Below are 13,210 nucleotides of genomic sequence, written 5' to 3'. Positions count from 1 at the left end.
GTAATGCACTAAAACTGCGTACCTACACAGCATCAGTATTTTCAGCATTAGTATTTTAAGGCTTTGGTAATCAGGAAAAAGATAATTGGTAATTGTCATTACTCCTGAGCCATTACCGATTATCCATTACCGATTACCCATGCCAAACCATGCTTAGAGTACAATCTCCAATGTTCTAGTATACCCAAGGTTCTAGTATAAGCGACTCAAGACATAGTCGCTCAGATCAATCAGAGCTTGTTTGGATTCTGAGGGTTTCAACACTGATATATTTTTAACTGCTGCCTGAGCATATTTGGCAGCCATTTCCCGCGATCGCTGAATTCCTTTACTATCCCTGACCAGTGCCAAGGCTTGTTCTTTATCCTCCGGCTGGGCAAACTCTCGCTCTATGAGCACCTCTAGGTAGGGTTTTTCTTCGAGGGCAAATAAAACTGGTGCTGTGAGGTTTCCACTTACTAAATCTGACCCTGCGGGCTTACCTAACACATCTGTGGAAGCTGTAAAGTCTAGAATATCATCTACAATCTGAAACGCCAACCCCAAATTACGTCCATAGTGATATAAATTTTCGGCTACCTGATCTGAAACACCACTTAGGCATCCCGCTGCTTTAGCACTATTAGCCATCAGTGAAGCTGTCTTGTTATAAGTCTTTGCCAAGTAGCCTTCTATAGTTGTCGTGGTGTCAAATCGACTCAGTCCTTGTTGGATTTCTCCCTCTGCCATATCTTTAATCACTTCAGAGAGCAGCTTAACTACCTCTAAGTTATCCAGATTAGCCAGATACCAAGCCGATTGACCAAACAGAAAGTCACCAGCTAGCACAGCGATTCGGTTATTGAACAAGCTATTAACAGTGGGCACCGTCCGGCGTACATCTGACTCGTCTATCACGTCATCATGCACCAGAGAAGCCGTGTGAATCATCTCAGTAATTTCTGCTAGACGGCGATGACGTGGAGTAATCTTGGAGTTGGTTATCGTTGCCCGTGAGACCAACAATACAATGGCTGGTCGTAACCGCTTTCCCCCAGCTCCGAATAAGTGTTCAGCTGCAGCGTATAAGATTGGGTGACTGGCACCAATCAGGTTTTTTAAGTTTTCACTCAATAGATACAGATCTGCTTCTACCGAAGCAAAAAGGGAGGTCACTGAGGTCATGTGATCAGCCGACTCAGAAGTTAGTTACGAAAGTTTACATATTTCTTTCTTAATTCTAAGCTAACCGTCCCCGATAGGAAAATTTTGTTGAGTTTATGGCATAACTGGAAGGAAATTTGAGGAATTGTATAGACTTGTTAAGTCTGTACCGATCTCGGTATGGCTACCCAGGATTTTTGTGCTATCCTGATAATTGAGGGTTTTAAAGATTTAACATACTGAATTCCAAACAAACGTGGTAAGGGGAGAGTTAAATTCGGTGATCCCACCATAGCCAAGAAGTAGGCTTAGGCAAGACAAGCCTCTCTATCCCATCTATGTCTCAGGATCTCTACTGATATCTCTCAGTATCTCTACTGAGTCAACTTGTTGTAAACCAGACATAACCACCAAAAGTTGCCTAATCGGGAGCCTGAGTTGAGATGATTCTCACCTTAAGATCAGGAGTTAGCTAGGCGAGGGTGGTTACGGTCAACTGCAGTAAACACCTGTATCCCATACCTGATTATCCGCAACCAGATCCTAGAACTATATGGTTTTAGGATGGCTTTGCCGCAGATTTCTATAGAACGTTGCATCTATCTGTCTCTTGTTCACTCTTATGTTATACATTGATATGTCGTTAATGATCCCCCTGCTAGCTACTGGCTACTTAATCACCATCTATGTGCTGTTAACACTAGCCCAGCGTGTTCAACGTTCTCCAAGGTACTTTGCTAATCCCATTAAAAACGCCTTGGCTACTCGTGTGCCAACTGAGTCGGCATCCCAGGTCAACCAGGTTAAGGGATGGTCTCAAAGGTCTCAAAGTGAATCTCCTCCAGCATAACCCATGGCCTATTCATCTGCTTGGGTAGGAAGAGTCTTGAAACCTGGCGCAATGAGTACCAGATTGTCTAAATAGATTTTGAGTTTTCCCAAAAACAGATAGACGCAAATAGTTCTGACCACTGTCTGTGTTGATCTGTTTGGCTATGAGATTTTGACAGGTCATGGTCTACTGGCTCATGATCAAGTATATCCAAGTATATCTTAGCGATACTCCAATATACAAGGTTGCCGTGATCAGGACTGACGTTGCCAAAAGGGTGAAGTCAGGCTTTACCCCTTTTGGCTAATGGCCTAAGGGGTAACGGAAAACCAAACAGCCCTGGTGGTGGTCGAGGTAAGGGAGAGTTTCTCCTCTCCCTTGTTCCCTCTGGCACTAGAACAAGGATTAGTCTTGCCTTGCCATGACCAGGGAAATGTTGCCCCTAGCTGAGTTAGGTAGAATTAGGGATTATATTGGGTTAATTATCCCAACAATGCTTTGGCTTTAGCGACTACATTTTCAACCGTGTAACCAAACTTCGCCATAGCGACGCCACCGGGAGCAGAAACACCAAAGCGATCAATGCTAATCATATCACCCTCGGTACCCAAGTAACGGCACCAACCAAAGCTGACACCAGCTTCGACCCCGAGGCGCTTAGTCACTGCTTTGGGCAAGACGGATTCCCGATAGGCTTCATCCTGGGCTTCAAAAAGTTCCCAGCTTGGCATGGAGACAACACGGACTTTCTTACCTTCCTCTCGCAACTTCTCAGCCCCTTGGACACACAGTGACACTTCGCTACCAGTACCAATCAGGATAATGTCAGGAGTGCCATCGCTGTCCGAGAGGACGTAAGCCCCTTTGGTCGCGGCTTCAATGGAACTACCAGCTAGGTTAGGTAGACCTTGTCGGGTAAAGGCGATGAGAGTTGGAGCATTACGACGCTCAATAGCTACCTTATAAGCCCCAGAGGTTTCGTTGCCATCAGCAGGTCGAAGGACTACCAGATTTGGTATAGTCCTTAGGGAAGCAATGGTTTCCACAGGTTGGTGTGTCGGACCATCTTCACCTAAGGCTACCGAGTCGTGGGTCATTACCCAAATTACACCAGCTTCTGATAGAGCCGACAGGCGAATTGCTGCCCGCATATAGTCGGTGAAAATGAGGAAGGTGGCTCCATAGGGAATCAAACCAGAGTTGTGAAGGGCAATGCCATTGCAAATCGCCCCCATCCCATGTTCCCGGACGCCAAAGCGCAGGTTCCGGTTTTCATATTGCCCTTTCTGGAAATCCCCAGATATGTTCAATAAAGTGAGATTGGAGGGAGCAAGGTCAGCGGAACCACCAATCAATTGAGGCAGTACGGGAGCGAGTGCATTGAGAGTGGCTTGAGAATGTTTACGGGTTGCTACTCCCTTGTCTTCCGGCGTGTAGGTGGGCAGGGCTTTTTCCCATCCTTCCGGGAGTTGGCCACTGGTAATTTGCTCAAATTCTGCTGCTTGTTCAGGATACTTTGTTTTGTAATCAGCTAGGGTTTGATTCCAGGCAGCTTCCGCTTCCGTACCCCGTTCCACAGCTTTCCGTAAATGGTTGAGAGCATCATCTGGAACTACAAAGGGTTCATATTCCCATCCCAGGTGTTGGCGAGTGGCCTCCACTTCATCCCCACCTAAAGCTGCACCATGGACAGCATGTGAATTGGCTTTGTTAGGAGAACCATAGCCAATGGTGGTGGTTACCTTAATCAAAGACGGCTTATCTGTTACGGCTTTGGCTGCTGCTATGGCATCATTGATAGCTTCGAGATCAGTGTTACCACTTTCTACATGTTGGACGTGCCAGCCATACGCTTCAAAGCGCTTACCCACATCTTCAGTAAAGGCTAAGTCCGTAGAGCCGTCGATGGAAATATGGTTGTCATCGTAGAGAGCGATGAGTTTACCAAGTCCTAGGTGACCCGCTAAAGAACAGGCTTCACCAGACACCCCTTCCATGTTGCAACCATCACCAAGGATGACGTAGGTGTAATGATCGACAATGGTAGCATCCGGTTTGTTGAACCTAGCAGCTAAGTGAGCTTCTGCCATTGCCAAACCCACACCATTGGCAATTCCCTGTCCCAATGGACCAGTAGTTACTTCAACCCCATCGGTTTCAAAGTTTTCTGGGTGTCCAGGTGTAACCGATTCCCACTGGCGGAACTGCTGAAGATCGTCTATGGTTACACCATCATAGCCAGTTAGGTAAAGTAAGGCGTATTGCAACATACAGCCATGACCAGCCGACAAGACGAAGCGATCGCGGTTGAACCAATTGGGATTTTTGGGGTTATACCGCATAAAACGGTCCCAAAGCACGAATGCCATAGGAGCCGCCCCCATGGGCAGCCCAGGATGACCAGACTTGGCCTTTTCTACAGCATCAATCGCCAAGAAGCGGATGGAATTGATGCAAAGTTCTTCGAGAGACTGGGTTGCAACGGCCATAATTTCTGTTTAATGGATATGTGTGTACTATGGTCTAACAATAATTTGTCTGAGTTCAAACAAGGGTGGCTCTCGGTTGACCCAAAGGTACTTTCTCATAATCCCATTACCGGGATCAATCAGCAAGAGATAGGGATTGGCTAAGCATGAAGGATGTTCGCCTGATAGCGTCTCTGGTAGTGTAAGATGAAGCATCAAGGATGAAAACAATCCATAAAGCGTGGGAATATGGGTTACTCAGTAAGTATCATTAACTAGTAGTTGTAACTACTAGTTTTTTCCTTGAGCTACCTTCACCCAATGCCTACCATAATATAAAGGCTACCCTTTTGGTTCTCCTACGGAGTAAGCCGTTAACCATTCAAACTTTATTCCCACTTTACCGGTATTTTTTGAAGGCTAGGGTTACATTATGACCGCCGAACCCAAAGGAATTGGATAGCACTACTTCTACCATCTGCTGGCGACTATAATTGGGTACGTAATCCAAATCGCATTCAGGGTCTGGGTTGTTCAAATTTATCGTTGGTGGAATCTGGTCATGGGCAATTGCCATCACTGAAGCCACTGCTTCAATGCCACCAGACCCTCCCAACAAATGACCTGTCATGGATTTGGTGGAGCTAATTGCTACTTTATAGGCATGGTCTCCTAAAGCTTTTTTAATCGCTGCTGTTTCAGTTTTATCATTGGCAACTGTACTAGTCCCGTGGGCATTGATGTAGCTAACCTGTTCGGCCGTCAAACCAGCATCCTTCATCGTCAGTGCTATAGCCCTGGCTGCTCCTTCGCCACCTGGTACAGGGGATGTCATGTGATGGGCATCACAGGTCATGCCATAGCCGACGATTTCGGCATAAATTTTTGCCCCACGACTGAGGGCGTGTTCTAGTTCCTCTAGGATCACAATCCCAGAACCTTCTCCCATCACGAAGCCATTGCGAGCGATATCAAAAGGACAGCAAGCTGACTCAGGAGTATCGTTACGAGTAGATAAAGCTCGTGCTGATGCAAAACCAGCCATTGCTAGGGGAGTCACCGCCGCTTCAGCACCGCCACAAATCATGGCTTGGGCATAGCCTCGCTGGATTAAGCGAAACGCATCACCTACGGCATTAGACCCTGCGGCACAAGCAGTAACTGGGCAACTATTGGGTCCCTTGGCTCCCGTATGAATTCCTGTCTGACCAGCTGCCATGTTAGCAATCATCATCGGGATCATAAACGGACTACAGCGGTCAGGTCCACGTTTAATAAGAACTGTTTGCTGGTCTTCCAGTACCTTCAGACCACCGATGCCAGTGCCAATCATTACACCGACCTGTTCTGCGTTCAGGTCATTGATCTCAAACTGGGCATCAGCTAATGCTTGCTTACTGGCAGAAACCGCAAATTGAGCAAAGCGGTCCATACGCTTTGCTTCCTTACCCTTCATGTAGTCATGGGGATCAAAGCCCTTAACCTCGCCAGCAATACGACAAGCGTGCTTGGAGGCATCAAATAAGGAAATTAAACCAATACCATTGCGTCCGTTTAACAACCCTTCCCAGTACTCAGCCACAGTGTTGCCTATCGGCGTAATTGCACCGAGACCTGTAACAACGACCCGTTTTTTCTCAAAGTTTGTCATCATGCCATTAAAACTAGGCTTATCGACCGTGAACGCAGAACTTGCGGTAATGAATCAGGCTGATCAAGCTGGAGTTTCTGCTCCTGCTCCTACTTTTTCTGTAATGTAATCCACAGCCTTTTGAACAGTGTCGATCTTTTCCGCCGCTTCATCAGGGATTTCGATATCGAAAGCTTCTTCTAACGCCATTACCAGTTCAACTGTGTCTAGGGAGTCAGCGTTCAGATCATTGGCAAAGCTGGATTCTGGCTTAACCTGGTCCGCCTCAACGTCCAACTGTTCTGAAACGATGCCTTGAACTTTAGTGAAAATTTCGCTCATATAAATATTCCTCAGCCTTTTTAGCTAGAACCTCTCAAGCAGTACTTACTGATTTTAGGGGTTTTATGATCTTATCCGAAAGAGGTCTCATCTTGTAGGTAGATAAGAAGATATACGACCATTACCCTGAGCAATTCCTTGGATAATTCAAAACGCCGCTGCCTTCTTGCCACCTGAGGATATTCAAGACTACGTCAATGAGATCAAGCAGTACTTTGGTCAAACTTACCACAGCCGAGCCCCACATAAATCTCCTTCCCACGTTACCTGGCAACCTCCCTTTGAATAGACTATGGATATCTTGTCGATCTTAAGACAGCATCTGAAAGCCAATGTTTGAGACCCTGATCCCACTTTCGTTAATCCTTAAAGGCTTTGGTGCCTTTGTTACCAGTGTTATCTATCTATATTAGTGTCCTCAAGACCCTAACACTGCTTAGTTTGCACAACGTTTTGATGGTAACCTAAGAGACATCCTCGGGAATTGTACACCAAACCTCGCCAAACCGCTCCTTTTCCGCGCAGATGACGGTTGCCTTCCAAGCTTGAGCCAGCCAAACGTTAGAGTTTCATGGGCAGAATTTCAACATCGTTCCTTGAGTTCACCCTGTTAATTCACGATGGTCGGTCTTGGAAAGTTTCAGCTGTTTTTTATTTTTGTCAAGCTAATTAAACAAAACTTTATAAAAAAAACCGAGTAACGGGAAGCTGACTTCTTAAGCCTTCCTTAAACAGAGCACTAGACTCTTGCCATATCGGGTGTCTTAGTAACCTGGCAAGAGTCAAAAAGCCTAAGGATTATGAGTTTAACGGAGTTGCGATCCCAGGGATCGTGCGTAAATCCATTAAGTCGAGCTTAGTATCAGTATGAATACTTAATACAGTACTTCTACCAATTTTAATACAGTACTTCTACCAATTTTTAAGTTATACCAATTCTTAAGTTATACCAATTCTTAGTGCTCACATGGCTACACATTCGTTTGATCTGAGCATCTAAGCCTCTGAGCATCTGAGCCTCTGACCATCTGACCATCTGACCATCTGCATCTATAACTTCTACTTTGAAGAATTGGTATTAGTTGATGGGCTAACTAACCAATCCCGACTAAAAGCCTAGCAGTCAAAAATTTTTGTTTTATCAAGAGGAGCTTTTCAAAATACACTAATTCGGTTAAATTCCTCGTAATATCAGTTTTGTAATGAGTTAGCTCAGTTAGCTCAATTATGTATTTACACGGTTGTCGTACTAGGTCACGTTGATGCTAAAAGTGATGTAATCACTTGACAAGGAAGGTCTCATGAATTCAAGTATCATTTTTTGGTTATTCAGCTGGTTTTTATTGGCAATTTATGATTATAAACCCAAAAACAATACTATCAAAGATAGCAATCAAATCCAAAATTTATTAATTTATTGGTTTTTTTTTATTTTCAATAACTATGAAGCCATTGAACAAGATCTAAATTTGGCTAATGAGAAAATCAAGTGGCTGGACTATGAACTTAAAGAAAGTCATCAGCAAATCATCGGGATAATCAATAAGTTTATTGTAGTTAATAACTCCTTAAGGAGGTTGCATAAAAAAAATGTCTCACTGCAAGAGAGGGTTGAACGGCTGGAGTTGGAAAAGCAGGCTTTTCTTGAAGAGCTTGATGGCGGAGCAGAAACTTCAAATTGGGATTATCAAGCCTGGGAGTTTATGGTACAGAAAACCAAAGGAATAATTGTGGAGCTAAACCAAGTCAAGACGGAAGTTAAATCACTCCTAAGACAAAACAAACAATTGGCATGGGATAAAGCATGCTTAGAAAGGCAACTTGAGTTGGAGAGGGCTGAAAATCAATGCCTGACTATGGAAAAACAACAACTAAATCAGCAAAAAAATATCTTGGCAGGGAAACTGAGACAGAAGCATATTGAAACTCAATCCCTACTCACTGAAATCGAAGCACTAAAGATGTAAAAACCAAGATGTGTTGATGATAAATTTTGATCAGTCTACAAGCTTAAAGCAGGACAGTTACGGTCATGAGTAATATCCTGTCCGGTTGACTACTTATAATTCTGGGTTTTTCGTTAATTGAAAATTGAAAATGGCAAATCAACAATTAACAATTAACAATTAACAATTAACAATTAACAATTAACAATTCATGAGTATAGTATTAACCATTTTATAAGTGATTAACCGGACTTGATCTTACCACTTACTAATTTCCAAATATTGACTCTACCAGGTTAAGTTAGTAGCCGAATACTACCACAAACTATTTGATAGTTAAGTGACCCTTGAGCATGAACATACAAACCAGGCAATAGCCAAAGCAAAATAGACAATAGTTATGGGTATAGTATATTTTATTCAAGTCATTAGTAACCCGTCAGTGGGGCTAGCCCCAAGGGTACCAGAATAAACTAACCCCCGCTGTGTGTCCAGAGTCAAGATTGCCCCATCCCGAATCAATTGGGTCGCATTATTCACCCCCACAATTACTGGCACACCCAAGCGTAACCCAATCACTGCTGCATGGCTAGTTATACTATCTTCCTCAGTGATAATTCCTGCTGCCTTGCGAATGACTTCCACAAATTTGGCATTGGTTGAAGGAGCCACTAGGATTTCTCCGTGGTTGAAGTTAGGTAAATCACCATCAGTGTCAGCCACCCGAGCAACACCACTTACTGATCCCTGACCAATACCAACTCCCTGACCCAAAACTGCTTTGACTACTTCTACTTTAATTAAGTCTGTTGACCCAGCCACACCTTGGATTGTCCCAGCCGTCATGACGACCAAATCTCTTTCTGTTAGAAGCTGTTTTTCCTGAGCCACACTCATTGCGGCTTGGAAGGTCTGACCAGTTGAGGGTAAATCCAGGACTAACAAAGGTCTGACCCCCCAAACTAGCTGGAGTTGTCGAGCCACATCTACATGAGGTGTTACTGCTAATATGGGAGTTTGGGGTCGGAATTTAGAAACATTCCGCGCTGTAGCACCGGTTTTAGTCAGAGTCATGATGGCTGCTGCCTCTAACTGCTCGGCAATGTGACCAACTGCTTGGGATATAGCATTGGGAATGGAGCGGCTGGTGTCACGAGCATGACCGATAATCTGTTCTTGCTCAATGCGCACCGCAACCGTGCCCATGGTCTTTACGGCTTCTACTGGGTATTTACCAACAGCTGTTTCGTTAGAGAGCATGACTGCATCAGTGCCATCAAGGATAGCATTAGCTACATCAGAAACTTCTGCACGAGTTGGTCGGGGCGAGTGAACCATACTGTCCAACATTTGAGTGGCAGTGATGACTGGGATTCCCCGTCGATTTGCTGAGGCAATCAGTCGCTTTTGTAAGATTGGTACATCCTCTGCTGGCAGTTCTACCCCTAAGTCACCCCGAGCAACCATCACTCCATCGCACAGGGAGATAATTGCCTCCATTTGCTCAATGGCTTCATGCTTTTCAATTTTGGCAACCACGGGTACCTGCTTCCCAGCACTGTTAATCAGTTCTTTGATTTCCAAGATGTCCTGAGGATTACGAACAAAGGAGAGTGCTACCCAATCCACACCTTGATCCAAACCAAACATTAAATCTCGTCGGTCTTTATCGGTCAGAGCTTTGATAGATAGGTAGACACCAGGGAAGTTAACTCCTTTGTTATTTGAGAGGGGTCCACCGACGGTAACGGTACAGTGCAAGGCTCGTTCCTCTCGGTCTACCTTATCTACCCGCATCTCAACTTTGCCATCATCTAATAGGATGGTGGCTCCCACAGGCACTTCGTCCGCTAGGGGTTCGTAGGTAACTGAACTGATTTCCTGTTTACCAACCATCGATTTGCTGGTTAAGGTGAAGCGATCGCCATTGTTGACAACAATGGAACCGTTTTCAAACCGCCCCAAGCGAATTTTCGGTCCTTGCAAGTCTTGGAGGATCGCTACAGGCTGATTGAGTTCAAAGGCCGTCTGGCGAATCAGGCGAATATTGCGCTGATGGTCTTCATGGGTGCCATGGGAAAAGTTGAGTCGTAAAGTGGTGGCACCAGCTTGAATTAGTGCCTTGAGAACATCTGGGCTATTGCTCGCAGGGCCAATTGTGGCAACAATCTTTGTCCGACGTAGGGAATTTGGCGATTGCATAAACGTCAAAGGGATTAGGTGGGTTTCCCGAACAACACCTTAGCATGGCACATTATTGTTATTTGTTTGATATTAAGTTTTCCTCAATATCTTTACCAAGACTTCTAATTAGTCATTAGTCATTAGTCATTAGTACCAAGCCAGGTTTAACAAGATTCGGTAAACATTCCCTAATCTACACTAAGTGCGGTTAGTGGGGGATGAATTGCCAGTCAAAAAATTTTTCTCCTAATTAAGTTGTAATCAATAAGATATTCCGGCTTAGTCGAGGGTACTTCACGGGTTACTATTGCGGTATTGGATCCGGTAAATTCGGTTGTTGGCTTCTTCTGTGACGAGCAGACTGCCATCTTTTAGCACCAGCAACCCAACTGGACGTCCCCAGGTGGTTGGTCCTGAGGAATCGATCAGAAAACCAGTCAGAAAATCTTCATAATAGCCTAATGGTCGTCTATCAGTTTTAAAGGGAACAAAGACAAGTTTGTAACCGGTGCCTCGGTTACGATTCCAAGAGCCACGAAACGCTACAAAGGCACCGTTACGATACTTTTCTGGAAAGGTCCGTCCATCATAAAATTGTAATCCTAGTGCTGCTGAGTGCGATTGGAACAAGACATCGGGAGTTCGGGTTTGGGCAACCAGTTCAGGTTTGATGCTTTGACCATTGCGGGTTTGACGGGGATCGATGAGATGGGGGGCTAAATAGGCATAGGGCCAACCATAGAATTCCCCTTGGCGAATACGGGTGAAGTAATCAGGAACTAGGTCATCTCCGATTAGATCTCGTTCATTGACGGTAGTGTAAAGTTCACCAGTAATTGGGTGAAAGTCTAGGCCGACAGGATTACGTAAGCCATAGGCAAAGGTCTGTTGGTTTGAGCCGTCCAGGTTCATCACCTGTACCGATGCTCGGGGTAGGGGTTCCCTATCGACATTAGACCGTGAACCAATAGAGACGTAGATTTTGTTTCGGTTGGGAGATACTACCACATTGCGTGTCCAATGCTGGTTGTAGCCACCGCCAGGGAGGTCAGCAATTTTTTCACCTTTGCCAGTGAGTTGCTCTTGACCCTTAGTGTAGGGAAACCGGAGTACAGCATTAGTGTTGCCCAAGAAGAAGTATTGATCAGCAAACGCCATGCCAAAGGGAATATTTAACCCATTACTAGCACTAGCAAAGGTTTTTTTGAGATCAGCAACTCCATCACCATTGCTGTCACGCAATAAACGAATACGATTTGCCCGAGTTTCTGTGACCAAGATATCCCCAGTTGGAGTAAGTGCTAGCCAGCGGGGACGGTCTAAACCATCAGCAAATACGTTCACTTGGAAACCCGCTGGTACTTTTAGGCTTGGGTTGGATGGTATTGCTACCACTTTTGGAGGTCGAGAGGCGCTAGTAGTAGCAAAAGGTTGGGGTAAATCATTCAGGGTAATTTGAATCGGTTGGGGTGTCAGGGTTTTGGTATCGATTAGGGTTTTTGTGGATAAAGCATTTGTTTGTGTAGGTGCCTGAGCAATTTGGGGAGATTCTTCAGAGGAGGACTTTTGTACAATCGGTGCCGCAGGTGCTTGAGTTGAAGTGCTGGTTGAACCACAGGCTACTACCGTAGTCATCAGCAGTTGCAGGATCAGGAAACGTGGGGAATTCATGGTCATGAGCACAGGGTGATATTGGGATTGATTTTAACTCCTTGTCAAGACGTAACTCCTAGTAGAATTTCTTGACTAGGTAACAAACTTTAAACAATTGTTGAGAATATATTGCACTTCAGCATAAATATCTCGGCTCAATCCAACTCAGAGTAATCGATTACTCCTATACCCATAGGCGAGTTAATATTTATTTAATAAAAGTATTTATCATTTAGCAAAATCACAGGTATACTAGTGATTACTTAGGGTGCATCAGGGTAAGCCCAAGAAAAGTTGAGCCAAAATGTGATATATGGCAAGAATTATGAGCATATTAAGCCAAGATTGCTCAGCACTATTGCATAATTTTTTCAATATTGTTGATAAGAATGTCGCCTTATTGATTCTTGCCTTTACCCTGGTTGCTATACGGGGTAAGCCCAAAAAAAATCGCTCATAACAACGTGGGTTGGTTGGATATCGGTTGATCCTGCCTCGAAACCCCTATAATCTCGTAGAGCTGTACTCGCAATAGAGTTAAGTTGTTGATAATGATGGTTTTTTTTTATCAAAAATCACAGGGTTGCTGATTCTTGCCCTTACCCTGGGGTGCTATATAGCATTTCTCGAATAACTGAGATACACCTAGTAAAAAGAATTTCATGGATGATAACAGGAGCAGTAGTTTAACTCAAGGCTTGGATTTTACTTCCGAAAGTATTGATAATAGTCAGATTGTTGGACAAGCTGGGGGGAACATTATATCTGTTCAAAATAGTGGCTCTGGTAGTGTTGAGCAAAAAATTCAAAACAGTCTATTTTCAATTCATATTCATATTGGTAATCCTATTAACTCAAATGCTAGGCGTAGGGTGAATTCTAAGCCTTCAGGCTCAGCCGTACCTGGTTGGAGGGATGTTCTATTAGAGCCTAAGGCAGCATAGCTGTACTTAATCTTAGCTGTACTTAATCTATGTCTGTAACTAAGAGTATTTAAATCTGATTTATGATA

The 13,210-nt window shown here is 44.3% G+C and carries 10 protein-coding genes; 4 read left to right on the top strand and 6 right to left on the bottom strand.

The window, feature by feature from the left end; all coding sequences use genetic code 11:
- Window positions 1-192: 192 nt before the first annotated feature.
- Complete coding sequence (sds, locus tag F6K38_RS01920) at window positions 193-1,164, bottom strand: solanesyl diphosphate synthase (RefSeq protein ID WP_008184698.1); 972 nt, start codon at window positions 1,162-1,164, stop codon at window positions 193-195.
- Window positions 1,165-1,765: 601 nt separating this feature from the next.
- Between sds and F6K38_RS01915 the strand changes: the two genes are divergently transcribed.
- Both F6K38_RS01915 and F6K38_RS01910 read left to right on the top strand, forming a co-directional pair.
- A complete protein-coding gene (locus F6K38_RS01915; RefSeq protein ID WP_131827124.1) occupies window positions 1,766-1,993 on the top strand; it encodes a hypothetical protein in 228 nt (75 codons plus the stop codon).
- Between the two features lie 281 nt (window positions 1,994-2,274).
- On the top strand, window positions 2,275-2,400 hold the full coding sequence (locus F6K38_RS01910; protein WP_287355969.1) for a hypothetical protein: 126 nt from the start codon (window positions 2,275-2,277) through the stop codon (window positions 2,398-2,400).
- Window positions 2,401-2,457: 57 nt separating this feature from the next.
- Here F6K38_RS01910 and tkt read toward each other — a convergent pair whose 3' ends face one another.
- From tkt to acpP, 3 genes are all read right to left on the bottom strand, one after another.
- The gene (gene tkt / locus F6K38_RS01905; protein WP_008184696.1) at window positions 2,458-4,464 is read right to left on the bottom strand and encodes a transketolase; all 2,007 of its coding nucleotides are present in this window, start codon (window positions 4,462-4,464) and stop codon (window positions 2,458-2,460) included.
- Window positions 4,465-4,843: 379 nt separating this feature from the next.
- On the bottom strand, window positions 4,844-6,094 hold the full coding sequence (gene fabF, locus F6K38_RS01900) for a beta-ketoacyl-ACP synthase II (protein ID WP_044493297.1): 1,251 nt from the start codon (window positions 6,092-6,094) through the stop codon (window positions 4,844-4,846).
- A gap of 63 nt (window positions 6,095-6,157) precedes the next feature.
- Complete coding sequence (gene acpP, locus F6K38_RS01895; protein ID WP_131827125.1) at window positions 6,158-6,421, bottom strand: acyl carrier protein; 264 nt, start codon at window positions 6,419-6,421, stop codon at window positions 6,158-6,160.
- 1,295 nt (window positions 6,422-7,716) lie between these two features.
- Here acpP and F6K38_RS01890 point away from each other — a divergent pair.
- On the top strand, window positions 7,717-8,382 hold the full coding sequence (locus F6K38_RS01890) for a hypothetical protein (RefSeq protein ID WP_008184689.1): 666 nt from the start codon (window positions 7,717-7,719) through the stop codon (window positions 8,380-8,382).
- 399 nt (window positions 8,383-8,781) lie between these two features.
- On the opposite strand, the gene pyk is transcribed toward F6K38_RS01890, so the two are convergent.
- Both pyk and F6K38_RS01880 read right to left on the bottom strand, forming a co-directional pair.
- Entirely contained in the window at window positions 8,782-10,563 is a 1,782-nt protein-coding gene (gene pyk / locus F6K38_RS01885) for a pyruvate kinase (protein ID WP_008184687.1), read from the bottom strand.
- Between the two features lie 276 nt (window positions 10,564-10,839).
- Window positions 10,840-12,216 carry a PQQ-dependent sugar dehydrogenase gene (locus F6K38_RS01880; RefSeq protein WP_008184685.1) on the bottom strand — a complete coding sequence of 459 codons (1,377 nt, stop codon included), beginning with the start codon at window positions 12,214-12,216 and terminating at the stop codon, window positions 10,840-10,842.
- A gap of 644 nt (window positions 12,217-12,860) precedes the next feature.
- Here F6K38_RS01880 and F6K38_RS01875 point away from each other — a divergent pair.
- A complete protein-coding gene (locus tag F6K38_RS01875; RefSeq protein ID WP_287267792.1) occupies window positions 12,861-13,142 on the top strand; it encodes a hypothetical protein in 282 nt (93 codons plus the stop codon).
- Window positions 13,143-13,210 lie beyond the last annotated feature (68 nt).

It is taken from the genome of Moorena sp. SIO3B2 (assembly GCF_010692525.1).
In the GTDB taxonomy this organism is placed as follows: domain Bacteria; phylum Cyanobacteriota; class Cyanobacteriia; order Cyanobacteriales; family Coleofasciculaceae; genus Moorena; species Moorena producens.
The sequence above is the reverse complement of the archived record's forward strand: the minus strand, read 5'-3'. Positions and strand labels throughout refer to the sequence as shown.

What these genes read in the sequence shown, in the direction of transcription:
- F6K38_RS01915 (WP_131827124.1), top strand. Translation starts at nt 1,766, where the DNA reads ATGTTATACATTGATATGTCGTTAATGATCCCCCTGCTAGCTACTGGC.
- fabF (WP_044493297.1), bottom strand. Translation starts at nt 6,094, where the DNA reads ATGACAAACTTTGAGAAAAAACGGGTCGTTGTTACAGGTCTCGGTGCA.
- F6K38_RS01890 (WP_008184689.1), top strand. Translation starts at nt 7,717, where the DNA reads ATGAATTCAAGTATCATTTTTTGGTTATTCAGCTGGTTTTTATTGGCA.
- F6K38_RS01875 (WP_287267792.1), top strand. Translation starts at nt 12,861, where the DNA reads ATGGATGATAACAGGAGCAGTAGTTTAACTCAAGGCTTGGATTTTACT.
- tkt (WP_008184696.1), bottom strand. Translation starts at nt 4,464, where the DNA reads ATGGCCGTTGCAACCCAGTCTCTCGAAGAACTTTGCATCAATTCCATC.
- pyk (WP_008184687.1), bottom strand. Translation starts at nt 10,563, where the DNA reads ATGCAATCGCCAAATTCCCTACGTCGGACAAAGATTGTTGCCACAATT.
- F6K38_RS01880 (WP_008184685.1), bottom strand. Translation starts at nt 12,216, where the DNA reads ATGAATTCCCCACGTTTCCTGATCCTGCAACTGCTGATGACTACGGTA.
- sds (WP_008184698.1), bottom strand. Translation starts at nt 1,164, where the DNA reads ATGACCTCAGTGACCTCCCTTTTTGCTTCGGTAGAAGCAGATCTGTAT.